15 protein-coding genes are annotated in these 25,421 nt (G+C 51.7%); 4 read left to right on the plus strand and 11 right to left on the minus strand.

The features are described 5' to 3' along the window. Nucleotides 1–12: 12 nt before the first annotated feature. The 3 genes from CS948_RS15505 to CS948_RS15515 all read right to left on the minus strand — a co-directional run bounded on the left by CS948_RS15505 (nt 13) and on the right by CS948_RS15515 (nt 5,740). Nucleotides 13–3,405, minus strand: a complete 3,393-nt coding sequence (locus CS948_RS15505) for a SusC/RagA family TonB-linked outer membrane protein (RefSeq protein WP_099292592.1) — start codon at nt 3,403–3,405, stop codon at nt 13–15. A gap of 203 nt (nt 3,406–3,608) precedes the next feature. Further along, nucleotides 3,609–4,826, minus strand: a complete 1,218-nt coding sequence (locus CS948_RS15510; RefSeq protein WP_099292593.1) for a FecR family protein — start codon at nt 4,824–4,826, stop codon at nt 3,609–3,611. A 224-nt stretch (nt 4,827–5,050) separates the two neighbouring features. Further along, entirely contained in the window at nt 5,051–5,740 is a 690-nt protein-coding gene (locus CS948_RS15515) for a hypothetical protein (protein WP_141560965.1), read from the minus strand. 308 nt (nt 5,741–6,048) lie between these two features. On the opposite strand from CS948_RS15515, the gene CS948_RS15520 reads away from it, so the two are divergent. The 3 genes from CS948_RS15520 to CS948_RS15535 all read left to right on the plus strand — a co-directional run bounded on the left by CS948_RS15520 (nt 6,049) and on the right by CS948_RS15535 (nt 11,499). Then, on the plus strand, nt 6,049–6,930 hold the full coding sequence (locus tag CS948_RS15520) for a hypothetical protein (RefSeq protein WP_099292595.1): 882 nt from the start codon (nt 6,049–6,051) through the stop codon (nt 6,928–6,930). A 170-nt stretch (nt 6,931–7,100) separates the two neighbouring features. Continuing rightward, a complete protein-coding gene (locus CS948_RS15530) occupies nt 7,101–10,064 on the plus strand; it encodes a PEP/pyruvate-binding domain-containing protein (RefSeq protein WP_099292597.1) in 2,964 nt (987 codons plus the stop codon). 205 nt (nt 10,065–10,269) lie between these two features. After that, the gene (locus CS948_RS15535; protein WP_099292598.1) at nt 10,270–11,499 is read left to right on the plus strand and encodes a mechanosensitive ion channel family protein; all 1,230 of its coding nucleotides are present in this window, start codon (nt 10,270–10,272) and stop codon (nt 11,497–11,499) included. A gap of 161 nt (nt 11,500–11,660) precedes the next feature. Here CS948_RS15535 and CS948_RS15540 read toward each other — a convergent pair whose 3' ends face one another. Together CS948_RS15540 and CS948_RS15545 are read right to left on the minus strand one after the other, a co-directional pair. Next, nucleotides 11,661–12,671: a YwqG family protein gene (locus tag CS948_RS15540; RefSeq protein WP_099292599.1), complete on the minus strand. Its 1,011-nt coding sequence runs from the start codon at nt 12,669–12,671 to the stop codon at nt 11,661–11,663. Between the two features lie 96 nt (nt 12,672–12,767). Next, nucleotides 12,768–15,461, minus strand: a complete 2,694-nt coding sequence (locus tag CS948_RS15545) for a DEAD/DEAH box helicase family protein (protein ID WP_255302036.1) — start codon at nt 15,459–15,461, stop codon at nt 12,768–12,770. A 133-nt stretch (nt 15,462–15,594) separates the two neighbouring features. On the opposite strand from CS948_RS15545, the gene CS948_RS15550 reads away from it, so the two are divergent. Next, nucleotides 15,595–17,139 (plus strand): ATP-binding protein, encoded by a 1,545-nt coding sequence (locus CS948_RS15550; protein ID WP_099292601.1) that lies wholly within the window; start codon nt 15,595–15,597, stop codon nt 17,137–17,139. 9 nt (nt 17,140–17,148) lie between these two features. On the opposite strand, the gene CS948_RS21790 is transcribed toward CS948_RS15550, so the two are convergent. The 6 genes from CS948_RS21790 to CS948_RS15580 all read right to left on the minus strand — a co-directional run bounded on the left by CS948_RS21790 (nt 17,149) and on the right by CS948_RS15580 (nt 25,402). Then, nucleotides 17,149–18,018: a GNAT family N-acetyltransferase gene (locus CS948_RS21790; protein WP_218014306.1), complete on the minus strand. Its 870-nt coding sequence runs from the start codon at nt 18,016–18,018 to the stop codon at nt 17,149–17,151. After that, nucleotides 18,015–19,136: a VWA domain-containing protein gene (locus CS948_RS15560; protein WP_099292602.1), complete on the minus strand. Its 1,122-nt coding sequence runs from the start codon at nt 19,134–19,136 to the stop codon at nt 18,015–18,017. The genes CS948_RS21790 and CS948_RS15560 overlap by 4 nt, the downstream gene beginning before the upstream one ends. Nucleotides 19,137–19,166: 30 nt before the next feature. Then, a complete protein-coding gene (locus CS948_RS15565; protein WP_099292603.1) occupies nt 19,167–21,425 on the minus strand; it encodes a DUF5682 family protein in 2,259 nt (752 codons plus the stop codon). Between the two features lie 19 nt (nt 21,426–21,444). Continuing rightward, the gene (locus tag CS948_RS15570) at nt 21,445–22,524 is read right to left on the minus strand and encodes an AAA family ATPase (protein WP_099292604.1); all 1,080 of its coding nucleotides are present in this window, start codon (nt 22,522–22,524) and stop codon (nt 21,445–21,447) included. A gap of 81 nt (nt 22,525–22,605) precedes the next feature. Beyond that, nucleotides 22,606–24,084, minus strand: coding sequence for a DUF5691 domain-containing protein (locus CS948_RS15575; RefSeq protein ID WP_099292605.1), 1,479 nt, complete (start codon nt 24,082–24,084; stop codon nt 22,606–22,608). Then, nucleotides 24,068–25,402 carry an SWIM zinc finger domain-containing protein gene (locus tag CS948_RS15580; RefSeq protein WP_099292606.1) on the minus strand — a complete coding sequence of 445 codons (1,335 nt, stop codon included), beginning with the start codon at nt 25,400–25,402 and terminating at the stop codon, nt 24,068–24,070. Before CS948_RS15580 ends, CS948_RS15575 begins: the two co-directional genes overlap by 17 nt. Nucleotides 25,403–25,421: the final 19 nt, after the last annotated feature.

A 25,421-nucleotide genomic window follows, 5' to 3' on the forward strand; every position in this document is an offset into this window, starting at 1 on the left:
CTTTATCGCGTTCTAGAATCTAACATTCACGGAGAAATTCACCGAATTAGCGTACGGGTAGCTCAAACCGCGTTCCGCCTTTACCGTCGAAAGCCTCCACAAGTCATTCGTACCCACCTCCACGCGGATATTCTCGATACCGAATCTCTTCAGCTTCTCGCTCCCGATCTCGTACCCGATATTCATCGAGTTCCATTCCAAAATATTCTCGCGTTGCATGAAACGGGAAGTCGGCTGGGTGGTCTGTCTTTCATCCTTTATATCCTTGTACATCACCACGTCCCCGAACTTCTGCCAACGTTGTGCCATGGCGCGGCGGTCGACGTTAAACGTCTGAATCTGCGCGTTCTCCACCTTCTCTATCAGGGTTTCGTTATAAAAGTCACCCCCGAACTTGTACGTGAAACTCGTGCCGAACGTGAAATTCTTCCATCTCAAATTCACCCCGAAAGCACCCGTTCCCCACGGCAATTCATCCCCGATATTCCGCATCTCCGTCGCCCGCCACTCGTAGCCCACCGTCCCGTCGCGGTACACGTACAACTCCTGCCCGTTTGCCGGGTCGATACCCAAAGACTTCAACCCGTACTTGGCCGAAAGCGATTCTCCTTCCTCGTATTTCGTCATCACCCGGTTCAAATTCGGGTTATCATCATTCCAGATACTCTCTATCGTCTGGTTATAATACTCGTTCACGGCATCATTATAAGCCTTTTGCGAATCGGAAATCTTCTTTATCACGTTCTTGTTATGCGCCATGTTCGCGTAAACCGCCACGTACCAGTCCGAAGTCCGCAGCAACTGGGCCCTCAGGTGCAACTCGAACCCCTTGTTATCCACCTTACCGACATTCGTCAAATAAGTCGTGAACCCCGTGGAACTCGGCAACGACGCATCGTTAATCAAACCGTTCGTCACCTCGTTATACCACGTGAATTCCAAATAAAACAAATCATTCAACACCCCCAGCTCGAACCCCATGTCAAGTTTATTCGTCTTCTCCCATTTCAAATCCCGGTTACCCCGCGTGGACATCAAACTTGTAGCCGGACCGGACACGTACCACTCGTCGGTATCGATCACGTGAGTCGGAACCGCCGCGTAAGGCGCGAAATTCACGTTACCCGTCTGCCCGAAAGAACCGCGTACCTTCAAGTGGTTGATAAAACCGAACCGCTCCATGAAAGGATACTTGTGCACGTTCAACCCCACGCCGGCGGACAGGAAAGGCGCGTACCTCTTGTCCGAACCGAATTCCGACGAACCGTCAAAACGTACCGTGGCATCCGCCAGATAAATATCCCGGTAAGAATAATTCAACCTGAAATACACCCCGAACAAGCGCGTTTGAGTCTCGCTGAAACCCGGTTTGTTCGGCATATCGCGAGCGAACTCCGGCGAAGAAAACTCCGCCGACTGGAATCCCTTGTAAGTACCCGAGCTCGAGTTATTCTTGCTCGTCCTCACCTCCGCGCCGCCGGATAAATTTATATTATGGTTCAGGATAGATTCATTATAAGAGATCGTGAACTTCCCTTCCCACGACGTGGATTCCCTGTCCGACTTCGTCAGGCTCCCCACGTAACTCCTGTCATCCCCGTACTGCAAATTATTATGTACTGACAACGGGTCAATAAACTTTTCTCTCTTGTTCACCGATTGCGTGACACTCGCCTCGGCACGAACCCATAACGTGGGCTTTATATACCAGTTGACACTCAGGTTATCGGTTATCGTGTTCGTTTTCCCCTTGTCGTAACTCCCCAGCTCCGCCTCGTACAACGGGTTGATAGGCTCGAAATCCAACACGCGCGACCAATTCAAGCGGCGTAACATCTTACCGTTCTCGTCCTTGTATTTCTCGTAAGGCAACAACTTCGTGTAAGTCGAAAAATCACCGTAGGGAGATTCTTTCTCCTTCGTCACGCCATACGTGATCTGGTTCGTCACCTGCACCTTCGGCGTCGTGTAAAGCATGGAGAACCCCACGTCGATACGGTCGCGGTACGACCCCTTCATCACCCCGTTCTCGTTATTGTAACTCAAGTCGATGCCGTAACGGAACTCTTCGTTTCCTCCCTCCACGTACAAACTGTGCTTGTGATTAAACTCCGAGCGCAACGGTTTGCTCAACCAGTAAGTATCCACCCCCTCTATAACATTTTTCAACTTGGCTTGATACTCTTCTATCGTGAACAACCCCACCCACAACTCTTTATCCGAGATATCATACATCCCCGTCGCCACCTCCGCCGCCAGCTTCTCCTTCGCGTTCATCAGGTTATAGTCATACAGGTTCGGCATCGTCACCGTCCCCACCATATTATACGTCACCCGTACCTCGCCCGACCGCGGTGCCACCGTCGTGATCACCACCACGCCGTTCGACGCCCGCGAACCGTACAACGCCGTTGCCGCCGCGTCCTTCAATATCGTGACACTCTCGATGCGGTTAGGATCCATATCGTACACCTTCTGGATCGTCGTCTCGAAATTATCGAGAATAAAAATCGGCAAGTTGGGATTATTCTCCAACGCTGATTTTGACAGCGAATTCCGGTCTAAATCCTTCACCCCGATACTCGACTGCCCGCGAATCTGCATCTCCGGCAGCGCGTTCGGGTCGGAACCCCATCGGTTGTTGGTCTTGATACGGAACGAGGGATCGAAAACCTCCAGCGCCTTAATCACGTTCGTCTTCGACACGTTCAACAACTCCTCCCGCTTCACGGTCACGAAATTACCCGTGAAACTCGTCTTTCTCACGTTCCCGTATCCCGTCACGACCACCTCTTCCACTTCCCTCGTGTCCGGTTTCATGCGTACCACCGTCTCTTTGCTAAAATCAGCGACCGCCACCTCTTGACTCTCGTAACCGACAAAACTCACCACCAGATAAATGGTATCCATTTTAGGCAAATTGAAAGCGAAAATACCTTGGTTACTCGTGCTTCCCCCGATCGTCGTTCCTTTCACCAGCACGGTCGCTCCCGGCAATATGTCCCCCCTCTCGTCCAGCACCTTGCCGCGTACCGATACCGGTTCTAGCGTCCGCTGCCGCTTCTGTATCACGATCATGTTCTGGTAGAAACTGAACGTGTACTCCGTCCCCTCCAGACAAGCCCGCAGCACGTCCGACAACGGCACCGACTTGAAGCTGTGCGTCACCGCGGGAATCCGCTTCATCTCCTCGTTATTGTACAGGGGTTCGTACTTCGTGTGACGCTTGATGTAATCCAGCACCCCCGTGAAAGGAGTCTCTTTAAACTCCACGGTCAACCTCGGTTCGTCCGCCGATTGGGCGCGACAAATCCCGGTGTTAAAAGATTGAAGAAAGAGAACCAACATCAACACGATGCCCGTCTTCCTCTTCATCATCAATAGATTAGACTTCTTCTTTTTCATGTAGATTAGTTTTAGATTTCATAAAAGATGAAAACCCGCGCTCGCTCTCGTGTCCCATCACCTCGCTCGCGCGGGCTCCACCATCGTTTGTATGTCTGATTTGTAGAATAAGCATAGCATGCCCCCTTGGCCATTCATCGAATGCCATAACCTCTAACTTGCCGCCCCGCGGCAAATGCAACCTGTAACTTGTAACCCGCCGCTCACGGCGTATGTAACTTGCCGCTCGCGGCAACAACGATCACCCCGTCACTCAACGTGAATCGCATATCCGTCGTCGTGCTCAGCCACTCGAGAAACATCTCCAACGGGACATCGTACATCATCATCCCCGTGAAACGCCGTTCCCTCATGGCGGGTGTCTCGTAAAGCACCCGCACGTCGTACCATCGACACAATTTCCTCATCACCGCATCCAACCTCTCCGCGTCGAAATTAATCTTTTTATCCACCCACGCCACGACAGCCTCCGCGTCCACCTCGCTCACCCGCGTATCGTGATCCGGCGTGATGGACACTTGCTCTCCCGGCTTCAATATCACCGTCCTGTCGCCCGACGACGCCCTGACCTTCCCTTCAAGCAGCGTCACCAGCGACACCGGTTCCTCGTCGTAACTCATCACGTTGAACACCGTCCCCAGCACGTCCACCTGAAAATCCTTGCCCGAAACCACGAAAGACCTCCCGCCGTCCCTAGCCACCTCGAACTTCGCCTCGCCCTCCACGTACACCTCCCGCGTCGAATCCGGGAACACGACCGGGTACTTCAGCATGGACATGGCGTTCACCACCACGCGCGAACCGTCGGAAAGAATCACGGACTGCATCTCCCCCCGCGGCACGATCAACGTGTGGTAGACCACCGTGTCCGTCAAAAGCTCTTTTTTCAACCGCGTGTAGTCCAGCGTCGGCACACCCGCCGACCGCGAAACCCCGATCGAATCCAGACGCGAGATAGGGATAATCTCCGTCTTCTTCGACAACGTGATTACTTGATTATCGGACAGCACCAGACGCACACTGTTACGGTCGGCGCCTTGCCGCTCCACCGCACTCTCCGCCATGAACCCGGGTGCCGCCTCTTCACGCGCCTCCCGCGACCACCACCATCCCGCGGCAACGCAAATAGCCGCGCAAGCCGCACTTGCGATCACCCGCCGCCACCACGTGTTCACGTGTCGCGACTTCTCCCTTCTCCTGACCTGTTTCAGGAAAAACGAGAAATCCGCCGCGGAATTATATTTCCCGTATTCCTTGAACCTCGCCATTATAAAACGGTCACTCTCCAGATTTCTTTTCAACCGCGCCCATCTCGGCTCCGCCAACAACGCCCCCAGCTCCTCCTCTTCCGCCCGATTTAGAGTCCCGTTCCAAGATTTAAGAAATAAATCCAATACTATATATATTCTATCTTTATCCATAACACCATAAGAATACCCGAACTATTCTTTGGTATTACTTTTTCATGAAAAAAATTGAAAGTTGAAAATTGAAAATTGAAAATGTAAAAAACTATCCCTTCAAATTTCCTTTCACGTGGGGAGAGAAACGCTCCGGCGAGTCGTTTCCCCCCTTCCGCGCAAGACAAGAACTAAGGGGAGGTAGTCCTTTCATTTTCAATTTTCAATTTTCAACTTTCAATTATTCAAACTTCCCCGTCCATCCCGTCCGCCACCCGGAAATAGAGCGAACGCGAGAAATCCGTGCCGTTCCGCCGCACGAAAAACGGGTAAACGTGCAACACGTCCCCCTCCGGCGCGTCATGCCGCGGCAGAGTCAGCGTTACCTTCCCGTCCTCCCGCCTCGCTCCCGTGTCCTCCAGGAACTGCGGGCAATCGGGATGCGCGGCGTGAAAGTACCCGACCATCAGCCTATCCCTCCCCCCCGAGCGCAATTGCCTCGCGGTACTCGTCCACTCCAGCGTCACGGTCCATCCCTCCCGCTTCACGAGCGTGTACGTCGAATTGGCAAGCCACCCGATGCTGAACACGAACGCCGGGAAATTAATCACCCCGCTGCCGTCGCAATACGGGCCATTAATCATGTGGCACAGGTTCCATCCCGTGACCGTCAAATCTCGCGCGAAATCGTTCCACATGTTCCAATCCTCCAGCACCCGGTACGCAGTACTCTCCACCAGTGTCGCCGCACTGAACCAATCCGAGTTGTCCCGTTGCGCATCCGTGCGCTTGGCGAGAGCCTTGTCCCGCGCCTCCGTCGTCGCGGGAGTGCGCTTGCTGTCGCACGTGCATTCCTTACCTTTCCTGTAATACTTTGTTTTACCCCCGGAACGTTGACGTCCGCTGTCCTTACCTTTTGATTTCAAATTCGCCATATTAACCTCCTTTTTACCGTTAATACTCCCCCGACGCACCTTCATTCCACCTTAACTGTAAATTTAATAAATATTCCTCAAATTACCCATACCACAGCTACCTTTATACCATGCTAACAAGGGTAACTTATGGAAGAGTTATGGAACACTTATGGATATTAAACTGAAGGAAGAGTTACGCCATCCCCCGCCATCACGGGCGTTTCACGCCATATTGCCACCCCGCGGGGAAGGTAAACCCGGAACGCCGAGAGTATATGTTAATTTATTCTAAAAATATTTATAATTTTTCTTGGATATAAAAAAATATGATTCTACCTTTGTTAAGAGCTTTCCACGAAGAGTATGGAAAGGCGTTTGAGTTACAAATTAAATACATTACAAAAATGGCTAGACAAAAATCACCCGAGTACACCCTGGTAACGGGAAGAATCGGGAACAAAATCTACTCCGCCATCGGTAAAGGTTGGACAGGTGTCCGCATGGAAAACACCACGCAAGCCCCCTTGCAGGAAGACCAGAAAAAAAACGCGTCGGGATTCTCGGAATTGAATCGCCACGTGAAATTCCTCAACCTCGCCTTGCGCCAAAGTTTCCCGCCGGACAGCAAGGGCGTCAAGTGGGCGAACCGCTTCACGAGCGTGAACAAAAAGAACGCGGAAGTGATCACCACCACCAAGATCGACCCCGACACCCCCGTTGACCCGAAGAAAAAGTCGAACGAGGAATTTGCCAGCCAAATCGACTGGTCGAAAATCATCATGGCACAGGGGCCCCTGTGGAAACCCGTCGTGACCGTCAACGCCTCCCCCGTCAACGCCCAACAGATACTCGAATTCAAGCGCGAGCAACTTACCCTGAAGGGAGCGTCCGCCAGGGAAATCGACGCCGTTAAAGTCGCCGCTAACGCTACCGGCTACAAGCTACAATTCGAGCAAACGCCCAACGCTATCGAGGGAGCTTACGCCTACAACAACGACCTCGTACGCGCTATCGTCTACAACCCCGAGAACGGGTTCTGCCTGCAAAAAGAACTGCGCCTCAGGGGTGAAGGCGGTGCCACCTCCGAACTCATCCCCGCCGGCGACGGCATCGAGCTCGCGGACTACCAAGTCTACGTCTACGCTAAAACCGCCAACGGGAAACGTACCTCCAACTCCATCTACCTCACGGTGACAATTGAAAGTTGAAAATTGAAAATTGAAAATGCCAAAAACTACCCCTCCAAATTTCTTTCCGCGTGGGGGGAGAAACGATCCGACAAGTCGTTTCCCCCTTCCGCGCGAGATTTAGAAACAAGGGGAGGTAGTCCTTTCACTTTCAATTTTCAACTTTCAATTTTCAATTGTATCTTTGTCTTATGGAAAAAATAAACTTGAACAAAATATACAAGCGGAAAAAGAGCGACCGTGACATCTTTCAAGAGCTCATGCCTTTCAAGGTAAAGGAAATCCTGCTCATCGCCAACTACTACGACTCGTATACCATCGAGCGCGAGGGACAATTCTCCGACAAGATATTCGGCGAATACCTGCAACTGAACCTCTACACCGCCCCCCGTTTCACCTCCGTGGCGAACGAGGAAGCGGCACTGCGCGCGTTGGCGAACAAGCATTTCGAGCTCATCATCATCATGGCGGGAATCGACAAGACGACACCCGTCGCCACGAGCCGCTCCATCAAACGCCTGTATCCCGACATCCACCAGTTGATGCTCGTGAACAACAATGCCGACCTCGCCCACTTCCGGCGCGTGGAAGCGGAAACACGGGAATCCATCGAACGCGTGTTCGTGTGGAACGGGTCGACGAAAGTATTTCTCGCCATGGCGAAATACCTTGAAGACAAAATCAACCTCGACGTCGACACCCGCCTCGCCGACACGCGGGTGATTCTCGTGGTCGAGGACTCCATCAAATACTACTCGCGCTACCTGCCGCTGCTCTACACCGAGGTCATGACACAAACACAGGCGATTATCAACGAGGAACCCTCGAACGACGAGATGGGCGTGATACTCAAGATGAGGGTACGCCCGAAAGTGATACTCGTCAGCACGTTCGAGGAAGCCGTCGACATCATAGACCGGTACCGGGACAACATCATCGGCGTTATCTCCGACGTCCGTTACCCCCGCGGCGGCGTGGAGGACGAGAACGCGGGCATCGAACTGATCCGCCACGTGCGCGCGTTCGATACCCACGTTCCCTGCCTGCTGCAAAGCCACGAACCCGAAAACCTACGCCGGGCCCAAGAAACAAAAGCCAATTTCATAGTCAAAAACTCCCCGACCCTTTCGAGGGATATCCGCAACTTCATTAAAGGGGAACTTGGGTTCGGCGATTTTATTTTCCGCGACGCCAACGGTCTGCCCATAGACCGGGCGACGAGCGTCGAGGAATTCCGGCGCAAACTGATGACCGTGCCGGACGAGTCGCTGGAATACCACGCCAAGCGCAACGGCATCTCCACGTGGCTCATGGCACGGGCGGAAATCAACCTCGCCAAAAAACTGCGCCGTTACAGTTTCAGCTATTTCAAAAACGCGGAGGAAACGCGCCGCTTCATCGCCAACGTCTTCGAAGCGTCGGAACTGAAAAAATTGCGGGGACGCATCATCAACTTCAACCCGTTGCTGGTAGACTCCAACCGCTACATTACCCGCCTCGGCAAAGGCTCGCTCGGCGGCAAGGGACGCGGGCTGGCGTTCCTCTCCAACTTCATCGAGAACGTGTACCTTAAAAAACTCATTCCCGACCTGCAAGTGATGATACCCAAAACGGCGGTGATCGGCGTCGATGAATTTGACAACTTTATCGAGGAGAACGACCTTTACGACGTCCTCTACGCCGACAAGCAATACGACCACATCATCGACGCCTTCCGGACGGCACGATTGCCGGAGAAACTGCGGGCAAAACTGCGGGAATACCTCCGCGTGATGACCAAACCGCTGGCGGTACGCTCCTCCGGGTTGTTCGAGGACTCGCTCAACCAACCCTTTGCCGGCGTGTACTCCACCTACCTCCTGCCCAACAATCACCCGGACTTCGAGCGACGGGCGCGGGACGCGGAAGACGCTATCAAGCTGGTGTACGCCTCCATCTTCTCGCCCGAGTCGCGGGCGTACTTCAACGCCATCGACTACATGATCGAGGAAGAGAAAATGGCGGTAATCCTGCAGGAAGTGGTCGGCAACGAGCATAACGGGCGCTATTACCCGGAAATCAGCGGCGTGGCACAGTCGTACAACTTCTATCCCTTCTCCTACATCAAGCCGGAAGACGGGTTCGCCGTTACCGCCGTCGGGTTGGGTGCCTACGTGGTGGGCGGCGAGAAAACCCACCGCTTCAGCCCCGCGTACCCGAAACTGCAACTCGCCTCCATACAAGACAAAATAAAGGCATCGCAACGCTATTTCTACGCCATCGACCTCGAACGGCGGGAATACGACCTGTACCGCGACGGGGAAAACGCCGCCATAAAAGCGTATGACATGCCGGAGGCGGAACGGGACGGGACTCTGGAATACACGGCGTCTGTCTACGACTTCATGAACGACCGAATCACGTACGACTTCTCCACGAGAGGTCCCCGTGTCGTCGACTTCTCGAAGATACTGCAATACGACTATTTCCCGCTGGCACCCGCGCTGCAAATCCTGCTCGACATCTTCTCGCAGGCGATGGGTTCGCCCGTGGAAATCGAATTTTGCGTCAACTTCGAGGGCGGGAAACCCGTGTTCTACCTCTTGCAAATCAAACCGCTGATTAAAAACGAGTATAATATCGACATAGAAAACGACGCCATCGACGCCGAACACGTCCTGCTGCGTGCCGACAAGGGCATGGGCAACGGGAAGTTGCAATATATACGGGACGTGGTGTACGTCGACCCGGAGAAATTCGACCGCCTGCGGACGGAAGAGATCGCCGAGGAAATCAAACGCCATAACGCCGACATCGCCCGCGAAGGCGAGAAATACCTGCTTATCGGTCCCGGTCGCTGGGGCACGCGCGACCCGCTGACGGGCATCCCCGTGCAGTGGTCGGATATCGCCAACGCCAAAGTCATCGTCGAACAGGGACTCCCCGACTTCCCGCTCGACGCGTCGCTCGGCTCCCACTTCTTCCACAACGTCACCTCGATGAACGTGGGCTACTTCGCCATCCCCTTCCAAGACGCGAACGCCTTCATCAACTTCGACGTGCTGGCACAACAGGAAGTGGTCGAAGAATTTAAATACTCCCGCCACGTCCGCTTCAAAGCCCCCCTCACCGTGTGGATGGACGGGAAGAAACAGACGTCGGTGGTGACGTATTAGTTTATAAAGTTTGTAAAGTTCATAAGGTTTATAAGGTTCATAAAGTAACGGGTGTCCTTCGGACGATATTATCGGCAGCTCAAGCTGCCGTGAACAAAGCGCCCCGCAGGGGTCCAAGAACTTTATGAACTTTATAAACCTTATAAACTTTATAAACTTATTTCCTATCTTTGCCCCCGTGCAAAACCAACTAAAACATATTAACATGACTATTAAAGAGTACATCGATGCCGGATTACAGCATCTACACGTCTATTCGGAAGGATTCTCAGACCTGCTTTACTTTCTCGCGCTGGTTATTATCATGGGTATCATCACGTGGATTGTCCATATACTTACCCGGCAATGGCTGGCGCGTATCGTGATGAAACTGACCAAACGGACATCGACCAACTGGGACGACCTGATGTTCGACCAACGATTCTTCAACCGCTTGGGGCTGCTAATCTCCCCGATCGTTACCCTAGTCGTTTTCAGGGCGTACGACTGGACGGGAATCAATATATTGATGATTTGTATCAATATCTGGATTACCATCTCTTTCCTGCTCATTATATCGAGCGTACTGGACGGTATCAACCGCATATACGAGAGTTACCCCGTGGCGAAAAACAGACCGATTAAGGTATTTATCCAAGTCATCAAGATATTCTTCTACTGTGCCACCACGATTATTATCATCAGTATCCTGCTCGACAAGAATCCCGCGACACTGCTCGCCGGACTCGGTGCCTTGTCCGCCGTGCTGATGTTGGTATTCAAGGATGCCATCCTCGGGTTCGTGGCGGGAATACAATTGATTTCCAACCGCATGGTGAATATCGGCGACTGGATAGTGATGCCCGGCAGCAACGCCGACGGTGACGTGATAGAGATTAACCTCACCACCGTGAAAGTGCAGAACTGGGACAAAACCATCTCCACCATACCGACTTACAAACTGGTGTCCGAATCGTTCACCAACTGGCGGGGAATGCAGGAAGCCGGGGGACGACGCATCAAACGTTCGGTAAACATCGACATCTACTCCGTGCATTACCTCTCGGACGAAGATTTGGAGAACTTGAAACAATCGTCCCTGCTGAAAAACTATATCGAGAATAAACAACGAGAAATCAACGAATACAACGCCCGAGTGGTTAACCCGCTGGATAAACGCCGCCTGACAAACCTCGGCACCTTCCGCGAATACATGGAAGCGTGGCTCACCGCCAACCCCGATATCAACCTGAACATGACACACATGGTTCGCCAATTGCAACCCACGGCGACAGGTATCCCCTTGGAAATCTACTGCTTCACGGCAAGCACGCAATGGCTCGTCTACGAGAGAGCGCAAGCCGACGTGTTCGACCACCTGTTCGCCATCCTCCCGCTGTTCAAACTGAAAGTATTCCAATACCCGACAAACATGGAATGGATGGAAGGGGCGTAAAGGTTTATAAAGTTTATAAAGTTCATAAGGTTCATAAAGTTCATAAAGTAACGGGTGTCCTTCGGACAATATTATCGGCAGCTCAAGCTGCCGTGAACAAAGCGCCCCGCAGGGGTCCTAGAAACTTTATGAACCTTATAAACTTTATAAACCTTACAAACTCAATAGCAATCCCAATTATACAACACCCCGCTGAAATCCCTTTTCGCCAAATCATCCGGGCGGATAAAGAAGTTGCACACGCCATTGTCGCCCCACGCGATGCCGTTGTCACTGTCTGAATCCAGTTGGAAAAGCAGGACGGTATGCTCTTGGATACGCTCGTCATACTCTCTAGGGTCGAGCTGCGTGAAAGAAGGATAGCCGCCGACACGGTGTCCCCCCGCCTCCAGTTGGGCGTACACCTCGTCGAAAACCGACTCGTCCACCCGGTCTAAAGTAGGCACGGTAGCGTCCGGGTGAGTTTGATTGTAGACCTCCAATAACAATTTCTCGAAACGGAAATCCCATGAAGTCATAGCCATAGACGCTTTCCGGAAGTTCAACTTTCTCTCTCCCGACAACGGGAAAGCATCCTCCATACCGGTCGTCGGCACCTCGGCGAGCAAACGGGAAGTATCCTCCGTCACCCGCTCGTGATAAATCACCCGAAAGCCCTTCTGGTCTGTCCGGTTCTCGAAGTTCAACCCGAGGGAATCCTCCCCGCTGATATAGAACTGCAATATTCCCTCCCGCGGGAACCCCTCCAACGCGGGCATCTCGGCAAAGTTCAACTGCCCGAGGAAATGCAACGGCTTCTTCTCCCGTTCGGCAGGTTCGGCAACCTCCGTTAGCGTCGTGTCCCCCGCGATAATCTCCGGGTTCTCCACCCGCAGTTGTCCGGTACCCCCCAGAAGAACATCCGAGGGAGCCGTTTGCGGCTGTGGCGCGACGCTTCCCTCCGCCTGTACCGTGTAATCCGTTTCGTCACACGGGTACACGAACCCCTCCGGCATATAAGGAATACCCCCTATCTTACTGTTCCACGGCATGGTCTGCTCGTCCGCAGGAACAAGCTCCGCGTAGTCCATTGTCGTCCTCTCGCGAATAATCTTCAACATCCTATCCGCCGAACTCTCTTTCTTCTCCCCGCCATTACCGCCACCACCGAATATTTTACCTAAAAATCCCATAGTATATTGTTATTTAGTTTGCAAATTGTCATTCGCGAGTTACAGGTCGCACGTGACAAATATAGTAAAAGTTTGCAAATTACCATTTGCGAACTTTTACCTCCACACGTTCACGTGTTCGATATCATCGGATAATTTGGTAGCCAGAGAATTCACCCGACAATGAAGCAGAAACTTACGCCCCTCCAGCGTGCGGGTAAACACCAGACGACATGCCCCGACTTCCTCCTCCCAATGCCGCCGCAGGCACTCGGCGGAGGCTTTCCTCTTCCCCAAAAGCTCGGGGACGGCATGGTAATCCTCCTGCTTCAAGCGACTCCATAGCCTGCTCTCCCGCACGATCACGTAACGGGGATTATCCACGGGTGAGATAATTTCCTTCAAGGCATTGATAAATACCGATTTCTCGTAATTGGAACCGCCTTTCAGGTGACAGTACACGGCACCGGAATCATCGCCGTACGCCTCCACGCTCACCTCCCCCGGTGGCGAAAGTATCACCTTCTCGTCTTGCAAAGTCCATAGCAAAGCGCACCCTATCTTCCGTATATCCTTCGAGATATCGCGATATTTCAAGTAAAGACGCAATGCCTTCACCGCCGGGGGTAATATAACACAAAAACCGACCGCCAAAAAGACTAAAAGCACGGTAAACAACATGCGCGAGGAATGTATTCGCGAACTCATCCGGGCAAAATCATAGAACATGACGTTAAGAACCGAGGACACGATGAAACCGAGTTCGACGAACAAGTACTTGAGCGTTTTCTGCAAATACAACCGTTTCACCTCCTGAAACTTCTCCTTCTCGGGATACGGTACTTTGATCTCTTCCACGAGATGCACGCCCTGCCTCACCGCCGCATCCCAACGCCCCCGCAACCGCTCCCTGCCGCCCGCTTCTTCAAAAGTACGTTGATTCCTCCGTTCAATGATTTCCCTATCGCACAAGGTCGCGGGAATATCGAGGCGCTTCACGCCATTCTCGATCTTCTCGCCCTCCCGGTCGGATATCCCGAGGAAGCCCTTGAACCTGCGTCGCAACAGCTCCACATCGTCACCCCCCGTGGGCGAAGTTGGGTCCGCACACACCAGATGCCATATATTCCCCGTCTTGGCGGCATTTCCCTTTTCTACCCGGATTGCCCGCCCGCGCATCTGGTTCGACAGCACGAACGAACCGACAAAACTCGCCAGTATCAACGTGTTGATGCAAGGTGCATCCCACCCCTCTCCCAGCAACGACTTTGTACCGATCAGAATCTCGATAGCCCCCCGCTCGAACATACAGGTGACAACGCGGGTTATCTCGTCCTTTATCATCCCGGTTAAAGCGACTTCGGCGTAAGAATCATCATAAGGCAGGGGTTTCACGGACGCCTTTCCCAACCTCATCTCGCGCATCACCTCGTCCAGTACCCCCAACGCCGCGCGGGGTACGACCACGATCGAACCCGTCAGCACCCCGACACGATTTCCACCGGTACCCGACCGCCGCAACTTCTCGAACACGGGGAACACCCCCATTTTATCCAAAGGCAGGTCGTTCGCGGGTGATGCCACTTTCCATTCCTTCCGTATGTAATCCGTCAATATCACCATCCGCAAACGGTCGCCCAACTGCCGGGACTCGAAAGAAACGATGTCGGCGATACTGTTCAACTTGCTTATACTCGCCGTCAGCATCCTCGTTAACCGACCGTTATACCGGAAACTGATCTGTTTCTTCTCCGTGACACCATTCCGCACCAACTTGTTTTCCAGAGATACCTGATGCTCCTCACGACCGATAAAAGTATCCCCTCCTCCCTGCAAATAAAACTCCAGCAATACCTCCATCCACGCGTAATCCAACGCGGGCACCCGTATGTTTTCCTGTCCCAGCACTTGCAGGTGGACAGGCGGAATCTCTTTCCCCGCGTGATGCAGGAATATCAACATGGCGGAATAGAAAGACATATGGTCGAATATCCACTCCAAGTACCCCGCAGGATCCACCCACGCGGGGTGATTCGCGAACGCCTCGATCAACACCGGGTCTTTCTGTAACTCCCGGAAGAGCGTATCGACATCCCGCCGGAATGCGTTGATGCGATCGTATTCCTCTGGCGAAGGCAAAGAATAATACACGTAATCCTGATGCGGACATAAATCTCCCTCGCGTATCAACTCGGGCACGGTAATCTCCGTGTCTACCGTTCCGTTCAATTCAAGGTAACGCTGCCACTCGGCAAACGTCACGTCGTAAGGCGGGGTTGCCGTCAGCCCGACAATCACGGGCGACAAGTGACTCTTCAGACGCTCAAGAGTATACCACCACTCGTTTTTCAGGTGATGAGCCTCATCCAGTATGACCGTCTTTACCCCCAACCGCTTTAACTCCCGTGTGATATTCGTCTTCGAGGCGGGTGCATCCCCGTTCTTCTCTTCATCCGGCAGGTTATTATACGCGGCATGCACCCCTTGGTACGTGCAGACCGTCACGAAAGCAGGCTTCCGTATATTACTTGATATCCATTCCGGCTTTCGATCGGTCTGTAAAAACAGCTCCCGGAAACGATCTATCCACTGCTCCCGTATCGCCAGCGAGGGCGCCAGTATCAACGTCGGACGATTAAGCCTCAGCATAACCTCCAACCCCAATACCGTCTTTCCCGAACCGGGAGGAGCCACCACGTGGAGCGAACCGTTGGACAAATAAGCCTCCAGTTCACCCAATACCCGCGCCTGATACTTCCGCCACTCGTATTTGAATTTTATCCCCGCAGGGAATTCCGTCATTATTTCCATGCACCACAAACGTTAGTCACGGCAAATATACAATAATCAGGGAGGTATCCGCGGGAATTTCATAAAATATCTTTCCTGTTACCGTGATTTATACTATCTTTGTCATAGTCCGACACAATGAAATAAACAAGCCATGAAAAAACTATATCCTATCGGTATTCAGAATTTCGAGAGTCTACGCAATGATGATTATCTTTATATTGATAAAACAGCATTGGTTTATGAACTGGTATCGTCCGGACGTTATTATTTCCTAAGCCGCCCTCGCCGTTTTGGTAAGAGTCTGTTGATTTCAACACTGGAAGCATATTTCCAAGGGAGAAAAGAGCTTTTCACTGGGCTTGCCATGGAAAAACTGGAAAAGGAATGGAAAAGATATCCTATCCTGCACTTGGATTTGAATGCGCAAAAGTACGACAAACCCGATAGTCTGGATAACATATTAAACGACAGGTTAGCCGAATGGGAAGAATTGTACGGGAGCAGACCAACGGAGGTCAGTCCCTCGCTGCGTTTTAAAGGTATTATTCGCAGGGCTCGTGAAAAAGAGGGACAGGATGTAGTTATCCTGATTGACGAATACGACAAACCTATGCTGCAAGCGATTGGCAACGAGGAATTGCAGAATGCGTACCGTAACACGATGAAAGCCTTTTACGGTGTACTTAAAAGCATGGACGGGTATATCAAGTTTGCCTTACTGACAGGAGTGACGAAATTCGGCAAAGTGAGCGTGTTCAGTGACTTGAATAATCTCGAAGATATATCTATGGACAGGAAATACGTGAGCTTGTGCGGAATCACGGACAACGAACTGCATACCGGTTTCGAGGAAGACTTGCACGAGTTGGCAGCCACGCAAGGCATGAGCTACGAGGAAACCTGCAAAGAGATGAAGGAACGTTACGACGGTTATCATTTCACGGCAAACTCGGAAGGTATCTATAACCCGTTCAGCCTGCTGAATACATTCAAAAAGATGCAATTCGGCAACTATTGGTTCGAAACGGGAACTCCCACGTATCTGGTGGAACTACTGAAACAGAATCGTTATAATCTGGAAAAGATAGAAAACGTGGAAACCAGTGCCGACGTGCTGAACAGTATTTACAACGACGGGAGTGCTATCCCGGTGATATACCAGAGCGGTTACTTAACCATCAAAGGATACGACAAGGTGTTCGGGCTCTACTCGTTAGGATTTCCCAACCGAGAGGTAGAAGAGGGGTTCATTCAATTCCTGCTTCCTTTCTACGCTAACACGAACGCGGTAGATTCACCTTTTGCCATCCGACAGTTTGTCGGCGAGATTTGCACGGGTAATTACGACGCGTTCTTCCGACGCTTGCAAAGTTTCTTTGCCGACACACCTTATGAATTGGCGAAAGATGTTGAATTACACTACCAAAACATACTTTTCATTGTCTTCAAATTGATAGGTTTCTATGTCAAAGCGGAATATCATACCGGTGAAGGACGTATCGAGCTGGTTTTGCAGACAGACAAATATATCTACGTGATGGAATTTAAACTGGAAGGATCGGCGGAAGAGGCATTAAAGCAAATCAATGAAAAGCACTACGCCCTACCCTTTGAGGCTGATTCCCGCGAGTTATTTAAAATAGGAATCAACTTCTCCAAAAAGACGAGAAATATTGAAAAGTGGTTGGTAGAATAGGAACCTATTCTACCGTATTTTCCGCTTGAGGTAGACCATGTCGACACATTGCCTGCCGTCCTCGATGATTGGTTCGGGGTAATTGTCCGTGAAGAAATTCTTTACCACGTGGTCGCATTCAAAACCGTATTGCTCGTAATACACCGTGCCGTAATCGCTGGTACCTACCCATAAATAATCGAAACGGTCTTTGTAGTGTTCAGCCAGCGCGGCCAGTATGTACCTACCGAAATACTGCCTCTGGTAGTCGGGATCGACGGCGAGGTTCTTTATTTCGCCCGCGGCATCCACTACCGCCTCACCGATTACCCGTCCGTCCCGTTCGAGAATGAACATCTCGCCGTCGGGCAGGTAACGATCGACCATTTCCTCCGAGGGATCGGCAAGCAAGAGCAAGGAAAGATAGGCTTTCTTGTCACCCGTCACTTTTACCAATCGTTGGCGGGGATTCTTCAAGCGCATGTGCAAGAGCGGATAAGGAAAGCCGAACCCGTCGAGGGCGCTACGGCTTTGCACCTCGAAACCCAGTTTCAGGTAAAAACCGAGGGCTTGCTCGTTCTGCTCGTTGACGGTAAGCGTTTCGGCGTGGTATTCGTCTACCGCCCTCTGTACCAGTTTTCGCCCGATACCCTTTCCCCGGTAATCGGGATGCACGAACAGCATATCTATATACGTGGAATCCAAACCGAGGAACGCCACCACCTCGTCCCCCTCGTGATGCAACAAAAGGGGTAGATTGTCGCAATTCTGCCGCACGTAAGGACGGTAGAAGACGATATCGCTTTCCTTCACGAAATGGTGGGTTGCCCGTACCGCGGCCTCCCATATCTCCGCGCAACGCTCGATGAGCTCTATACTTTTCTTACCTTTAATCATCATGTGTTTTTTGATAACCATATACTTATATCTTGTTTCGCTAAAGCGGTCGCCATTAAATCCGGGAATTTATCCGGCGTACAGGCAAAAGCGGGAACTCCCAATTCGGCTAGGAATTGGGCATTTTCTTTATCGTAGAAAGGCGCCCCGTCGTCGTTCAATGCCAGCAAAACGATGAGTTGTACCCCGCTCTGCACGAGGGAAATCATCTTCTCGCGCATCTCTTTCTCGTTCCCGCCCTCGTAAAGGTCGGTAACCAAGACCAGCACCGTGTCGGACGGACGGGTAATAACCGTTTGACAGTACCCCAAAGCACGGTCGATATCCGTACCCCCGCCCAATTGTACACCGAACAACAAATCCACGGGGTCTTGCAAGTCATCGGTCAGATCGACCACGGACGTGTCAAAGACAACCATGCGGGTTTGCACCGCGGGAATGGAAGCCAGCACGGAACCGAATATCCCCGAATAAACGACCGAGGCACCCATGGAGCCACTCTGGTCGAGGCAAAGCACGATGTCTTTCAGCGCCCGCCGTTTCCGCCCGTAGCCGATACGCACCTCCGGGATAATCGTCTTGTACTCCGGTTGGTAGTTGCGCAGGTTCTTTTCTATCGTGGTTTTCCAGTCTATTTCGTTATAGCGGGGATTGCGACGCCTGCTGGAACGATTCAGCGCCCCCGTTACCGCTTGCTGCATCGGCGCGGAGAGTTTCTTCATCAACTCGTCGACGACCTTACGCACCACGTCACGGGCTATCGCCTTGTTCTTCTCGGGGATTACCCGACTCAGGGACATAAGCGTCGCCACCAGATGCACGTCCGGCACAATGGACTGGAGCATCTCTTTCTCGGTAAGTAAAGAGGTGAGGTTTAACCGCTTGATAGCGTCTTTCTGTATCACCTGTACTACCGATTGCGGGAAGAATTCCCGGATATCACCCAACCAACGACTCACTTTAGGGGCAGAACCCCCCAGCCCCCCCCGCCGATCACTATCGTACAAGGCGTGCAAAGCATCGTCCACGCGGGACTCTTCGGGACTTAACGAGATTCCCGTGCCGTCCGCCGCATCACCCCCGAGTATCAACCGCCATCTTTTTAAAAGGGTTTCTTCCATAATATTTACTTTAATAATTGAAAATACAGGTTACTTTATTCCCATTAGCTGCCACACCACAGGAATTACCTTTCTCGCGTCTTCCGCGTTAAAAGCTTCGTCCTGCATGTTTACACGCTTCACGCCGGAAGTTCCTTTGGCCTTCTCCCCCAGTTTCCGGCGTTCCGGTACGCTATACTCGCTGAACGTCCTCCGCAATATGGGCAACAATTCCATGAAGGTTTCGTCACCAAGGGAAGCCAGCCAACCATTCACGAGATCCCACAATTGCTCGTCCAATAAAAGGATAGTTCCCGATGATTTCAGGAATCCCTCGAACCAGAAAGCCGTTTCGGAAGCGGCATTCCCGCGGGAAGTATAGTATTGCAAGGTCTGTGCCGTTTCCTCGTATCCCAACACGTTTTTATCACGCAACAAACGGGTGGTATAACCGGATAACAAGGGATGACTGCTACGTGCCTCCCGAACCTTTTGCACGAGTTCCATCCACATAGACGTTAATTCCTGTTGGTTTGCCGTGGCAACGGCATAATCCACGGCGACAAACTTATCCATAAGGTCGGACGCCGCATCCTCGTCTATATTGGCACACGCCAGTACTCCTCCCGCCAATACTCTGGCCATCATGGCGTAGAGCATATCGTTCACCTTACCGTAATCCAGATTCCGCACGCTACCGTAACGCACCACCGTGACCATGCCGGGAATGGCTTTCATCATCTCGACGACATCCGTCACGGAAGCCGCCAGCACGTCCAGACGTTGCGTCATTTCCTCCACCAAATCGGGCAGGTCGGCGGGAATAACCCGTTGCAAGAGGTCTACCAACTCGGAAATGGAAGAGATGTCTTTCGACAAGTGCACGTTATACGACACCACCGCTTCCGCCAGTGTATTCCCCCAAACGGCCTTCTCGATAATAGCCAATGTCTGTTCCGGTTCGTAATAAACAGACCAAGACTCTTTAAAAGTCCCTTTCCCGTCGGTCGCTATCGGTCGGGCCAAACGTATTCCCAACAAGTTCAAACGGTGGAAAACGATACTCCGTTCCAAATCGTTCGGCTTGCGCAAATCCAAGTTGTACTCCTTAATTTCCGTGCTTAAAGGTAAACGTAAACGCTTCAACAATTTCTCCACGTCCACGAGTAGAGGCACTTTAGGAACATCGTCGGGTACATTTCCCATGCGATTGCTGATTACCAAAGCCTCCCGGATGATTTGCAGGACGATGGGATCGCCAAAACCCATTACCGTGGTAACGGCATCGTTGTACTCCTCCAACGACGGACGGGATAAACCGCGTAAAGCCGCCATGACTTGCGCCAAACGTACCGTTTCAATCACGTGGGCGACGGAAATATCCATTCCCCTCGAACGAAACAAGGATGCCACTTTACTCATCCAGCGGGTTCCGTCGTCATCGGGGTAATCCCACACGTGGTCGTACCAACCGGGAGAAACAATCCCCGCACCGTAACCGCTACGGTAAGACAAGCGATCGTATGTCCACGGGATCCACGTGCATTCGACTTTTACCTTGGGCAAACCTTTCAGTATCTCGTTATCCTCTTTCTGCTTCGGCATATTCTCCAACCCGGGCACGTGCCACGCTCCACAGATGACAGCTACGCGCTTGTATCCCTCCTTCTGTACCGCCCGAATCATCTTCCGCATCCATGCCTCCCGCAACGACGTTTCCCGGTCTATTTTCGGGAAAGCCTCCCGCAAGGCGGTCACCGCCTCTTTGACGGCAAGGAAGATTTCTTCATTGTTCCGACGGTTCTCGAAATTCACTTCCCACCACAATTCCGGATCATCGTACCCTGCCGCTTTTGCCAAAGCCTCGAAAGGATCGACATGTATCATTTCTTCGGGGGCTAAAGGTAACGAGTCCCCCGTGTTATCCGTTTCCCCCTGTCCTTCGCTCGCTTCTCGAGATTCAACCCGCTCTTCCCGTTCTTTCCATAACGCTAAATGATGTATCAAAGGCAAGTCGAAAAACCGAAGAGGTATTTCCCTCTTCATGGCAAACCGCATCGTCTGCCACTCCGGGGAAAACTCGGCAAAAGGATAGAAAACCGCACGCTTCGGTTCGTCGGGCTGGTAAGCCAACAAAGCCACGGGTGGTTGCATCTGCTCGCGGAGTACCCCCGGAAGCAAAGCCTCCGCCTCGGGCGGTCCCTCCAGTAATATCATATCCGGTTCCAATTCTTCCAGATACGCCCTCACGTTTTTGGCAGAACCGGGACCATGATGCCGTATACCTAAAAAATGTATTCCATCAACCATTGTATAAACTAAAAGATAATTACAGCATTTCGCGAGAAGCACGGTAGATGTCTTTCCATCCGTCGCGTCCCTTCACTACTGTTTCCAAGTACTCCTGCCATATCACCTTGTCCTGAACCGGGTCTTTCACGACAGCACCGATAATACCGGACACGAGATCGATAGCATTCAAGCGACCGTCACCGAAATAACCGGACATAGCCAACCCATTGTTCACCACGGATATAGCCTCGGCAGTACTTAACGTACCACTCGGTGTCTTCAATTTTGTTTTACCGTCCTCGGTAGCCCCGCCCCGCAATTCGCGGAAAATGGTTACCACCCGGCGAATCTCTTCCAATGCAGGTTTCTCGGCAGGTATATCCATCACGCCGGAGAAGCTCTCTACCCGACGACGGACAATATCGATCTCCTCGTCAATCGTGTCGGGCAAAGGAAGAATTACCGTGTTAAAACGACGCTTCAAGGCACTCGACAATTCATTCACTCCCTTGTCACGGTTGTTGGCAGTAGCGATCACGTTGAACCCCCGTATAGCTTGAATCTCTCTGTCCAGTTCAGGAATAGGCATAGCCTTTTCCGAGAGAATCGTGATTAACGTGTCCTGCACGTCCGATCCCACGCGGGTCAATTCCTCGATACGAGCCAGTTTCCCGTCTTTCATCGCCCGCATCACGGGAGTTTGCACCAAAGCCCCTTCGCTGGGACCTTCCGCCAGTAACTTGGCATAATTCCAACCGTAGCGAATGGCTTCTTCTCCCGTCCCGGCGGTACCCTGCACTATCAGCGTCGAATCACCCGATACGGCTGCCGCCAAATGCTCGCTCACCCAACTCTTTGCCGTTCCGGGCAGACCGTACAACAGCAAAGCCCTGTCCGTAACCAGTGTTGCCACGGCTATCTCTATCAACCGCCGATTTCCAATATATTTAGGACTCACTTCAAACCCGTTTTTCAATGTACCTCCCATAAGATAGGTCACAACGGATTGCGGAGATAGTTGCCAGTTCTCCGGAACCTTATTTGTTTCATTCTTCTTTAACTCGTGTAGTTCTTCCTCGAACTGCTGTTCCGCGTGTCGTCTTAATAATAAACCCATATTTCAAGTTATAAAAAAGTTAATATCAAAAAACGTCAGCCCCGTGCGGCTGGAATCTTAAATCAACAATCACTATATCATTTAATTAATCAGGCTTTCTTCTATATCCTTCTTGATTTGCAGTAGTTGCTGCATACGAACGGTAAATTCCCAATGGCTGTTGCTATTCTCTTTCGTTGCGCCCAGTTCCCCGATATAGCCTAACAATGAAGCGGGTATACGCAGAGCCAGTTGCTCGCAAGTCGGACGGTCGTAATAGCAATATGTCATAGAATAGAGTATTCTCAATACCCCTCGGGAAAACTTCACTCCCCACTCCTCGTCCGTATCGTCCAACCATTGCGTCACGTAAAAGTTCTGCTGTACTTTTCCCTCCAGATTTAATTCTTCCCGTTGCTCGACAGGCAAAAGAGGTACCAATGATGTCAACTCCGGGGATTGCAATACCCGTTCTCCTTTCAACCAATAGTAAGCCCATTGTCGGTCATGGAAGGTAAAAATAGCGTTCTCCAAACAAATATACTTGGAGAAAGGCGGGGACTTACGCAACCGCTGTGCCGCGGTTTCAGCGTCACATTCCAACAGTTCGCACCAAAAGGAGAGAGGCACATTTTCAGCCATTTGCCTTAATATGTAATCACTGTCGCTCTCGCCCTTGTTACTACTAAGTTCGCTGATACCCGCTTTTTTCAACTCCTCGGAATACGCAATCGGCTCTACAGCCCAGCCGAGCAAACGACGGTAACGCAAATGCTGCTTCAATGTCCGGGAATACAACTCCACTATATTGGAATCGGGTATTTGCCGCAACAAATCTAAGGCACAGTCCTTTACCGTGCTACTACGATCTCCGGCACGTACGCTTTCCAGAAATTCTTCATCCGATTTAGACAAACCGATTTCCAAACAAGCCAATAATTCCGCGCGATGTTGTGCCGACTCGTTCTTCCATTCCGCCCGCAATAATTCAAGACCTTGGGCGGGATTGTCCTTCCTCACGCGGGACAAAATCAGCTTCCGGTCAGCATGAGTCGCCGTTTCCCAATCTTCATTTCCTTCCTCCTGCAAAGGCGGATAGTTCATCAACGGCAATAACCACCGTCCCCGGTTACCAATCAGGGAAGGCAAGAATTGTTTCTCGCGCTTTGCCGTCTGGCTACCGGGCAAGAATACCCTTCCCAATACCCCCGGCAAATACTCCGCCGGAATCAGATAACCGTGCTTTGCTGCCGTCTTGTACCATAACAGTAGCATGTAGGAGTATTTCTCCCCCAATAACATTCCTAAAAGAGCCGCCGCTTTCTTCCCGGCGTATGGCATTGTTTCCGGCTCCGCTTCCGTGACCGGAACCGACTCCTTAAACTTCAAGGGTTCCAAACCGGAACGATAATAAGCAAACAAAACGGCAGCCGTCTTGTAAAAAACTTCTTCCCCGTCCGCAGCACTCTCTTTTACCTTCAACAAAGTATCGCTCAAATCTTCCGGCAATTCCCCCTCCGTCAACTCCCGGTTTGCCGTACCCAATAGGGCAGTATTTATTATATTATCCGTTATACTCATTATTCAACGTGTAATATTTATCATCTATCCATAACGATAACACTCTCCACCTACGCTCCCCCGCCATGAAGAAACCCGTGAATTCACGACCTCCCGTCACGGCAAGACCTTTCAAGCGTCCGGCTTCTCCCACGCTCAAGGCGAACAAACGGGCGTCGCTATCCTGCAACCAAAGTTGTCCCTCGTGTATCACGAAGCGTACCCCGTTCACGATCATCGGCACCTCGTAAGTAAAAGGGTTTACCGTCAGCACTTCCCGGAATCTCCGCGTAGCTTCCGTCAAGTTCATATACCCCGCGTTCCCGTCTGTAAGGCAGAATACCCCCCCACTTCCCCGTTGTTCACGTACCAGCACCCGGGTAGGATTCATTCCCCGGTAAAAGGTTACATCGGCACGAACTACCGTACCGGGTAATAATGCCACCTCCGGCAACGAGCCCGCCATGATGAACTGTAAAAGCAGCGCATATCTTTTACTCTGTCGTCCGTACAACCAATTATACTCTACCGTCAGGCGGTCTTGCTCTAGCGACTCGGTACCCACGACATACCAATCATCCGTTACCGTTTCCCCCTTTGCCAGCACCTCCTCTTTAGCCTGCGGGTATCCCACGAGAGTACGAATCTCGTCCTTCCAATCATCGGGCAATTCGTCCAAATGCTTGTAACTCTCCGCCACAAGGTATGCCTTGCTTAATAGAGCGGTCAATTCGTATTTCCAATCCTCCCCGAAATAATTGATTTCCTGCAACTGCCGCATCATCCCCGCCAATCCCGGAGCCTGCGAATCGACCATGCGCTTCGCTATCCCCTCGAACAGCGCCTGCGCACGTTCCGGCACGTTCAACAAACCGTTCCGCACCAAATCCTTTAGCCAACCCTGCAAATCCTCGACACCTCCCAGTACTTTCCGATGCCTCGCTTCCTGACGCTTTGCCTGTGCCGCCGCATCCACCGGTTTATCGCTCTTCTCTTTTTTCTCCGCCACCTTGTTCTCCCGTTTATTCAACCACTCCGCCACCCACGCGGGTTCCTCTCCGGTCGAAAACAAGTTTGGCTGTGAGGCATACAGAAACAGTAATCCCAAACTATGTTTACAAGGAAATTTATGACTTGGGCAAGAACATTTGAAAGCTATATTCTGCAAATCCACCTGTGTCTGGTAAGGATTCGCCCCGCTTCCCTGACAATGTCCCCACAACGCCCGTTCACTAGCCCCCCGCAACACCCACTTCGCCGCCGAAGCCAAACCCTTCCCGGCTTTCACGGATGCCGCATCAGGAGCTAACTTAATAATCTGCTCTTCTGATAATTGCATGTATCCACATTTTCAATAT

This window comes from Butyricimonas sp. Marseille-P3923 (assembly GCF_900184685.1).
Taxonomy (GTDB): Bacteria; Bacteroidota; Bacteroidia; order Bacteroidales; family Marinifilaceae; genus Butyricimonas; species Butyricimonas muris.

Coding starts and splice junctions, on each gene's coding strand:
- CS948_RS15505 (WP_099292592.1), bottom strand. CDS start 3,405: ATGAAAAAGAAGAAGTCTAATCTATTGATGATGAAGAGGAAGACGGGC.
- CS948_RS15510 (WP_099292593.1), bottom strand. CDS start 4,826: ATGGATAAAGATAGAATATATATAGTATTGGATTTATTTCTTAAATCT.
- CS948_RS15515 (WP_141560965.1), bottom strand. CDS start 5,740: ATGGCGAATTTGAAATCAAAAGGTAAGGACAGCGGACGTCAACGTTCC.
- CS948_RS15520 (WP_099292595.1), top strand. CDS start 6,049: ATGATTCTACCTTTGTTAAGAGCTTTCCACGAAGAGTATGGAAAGGCG.
- CS948_RS15530 (WP_099292597.1), top strand. CDS start 7,101: ATGGAAAAAATAAACTTGAACAAAATATACAAGCGGAAAAAGAGCGAC.
- CS948_RS15535 (WP_099292598.1), top strand. CDS start 10,270: ATGACTATTAAAGAGTACATCGATGCCGGATTACAGCATCTACACGTC.
- CS948_RS15540 (WP_099292599.1), bottom strand. CDS start 12,671: ATGGGATTTTTAGGTAAAATATTCGGTGGTGGCGGTAATGGCGGGGAG.
- CS948_RS15545 (WP_255302036.1), bottom strand. CDS start 15,461: ATGGAAATAATGACGGAATTCCCTGCGGGGATAAAATTCAAATACGAG.
- CS948_RS15550 (WP_099292601.1), top strand. CDS start 15,595: ATGAAAAAACTATATCCTATCGGTATTCAGAATTTCGAGAGTCTACGC.
- CS948_RS21790 (WP_218014306.1), bottom strand. CDS start 18,018: ATGATGATTAAAGGTAAGAAAAGTATAGAGCTCATCGAGCGTTGCGCG.
- CS948_RS15560 (WP_099292602.1), bottom strand. CDS start 19,136: ATGGAAGAAACCCTTTTAAAAAGATGGCGGTTGATACTCGGGGGTGAT.
- CS948_RS15565 (WP_099292603.1), bottom strand. CDS start 21,425: ATGGTTGATGGAATACATTTTTTAGGTATACGGCATCATGGTCCCGGT.
- CS948_RS15570 (WP_099292604.1), bottom strand. CDS start 22,524: ATGGGTTTATTATTAAGACGACACGCGGAACAGCAGTTCGAGGAAGAA.
- CS948_RS15575 (WP_099292605.1), bottom strand. CDS start 24,084: ATGAGTATAACGGATAATATAATAAATACTGCCCTATTGGGTACGGCA.
- CS948_RS15580 (WP_099292606.1), bottom strand. CDS start 25,402: ATGCAATTATCAGAAGAGCAGATTATTAAGTTAGCTCCTGATGCGGCA.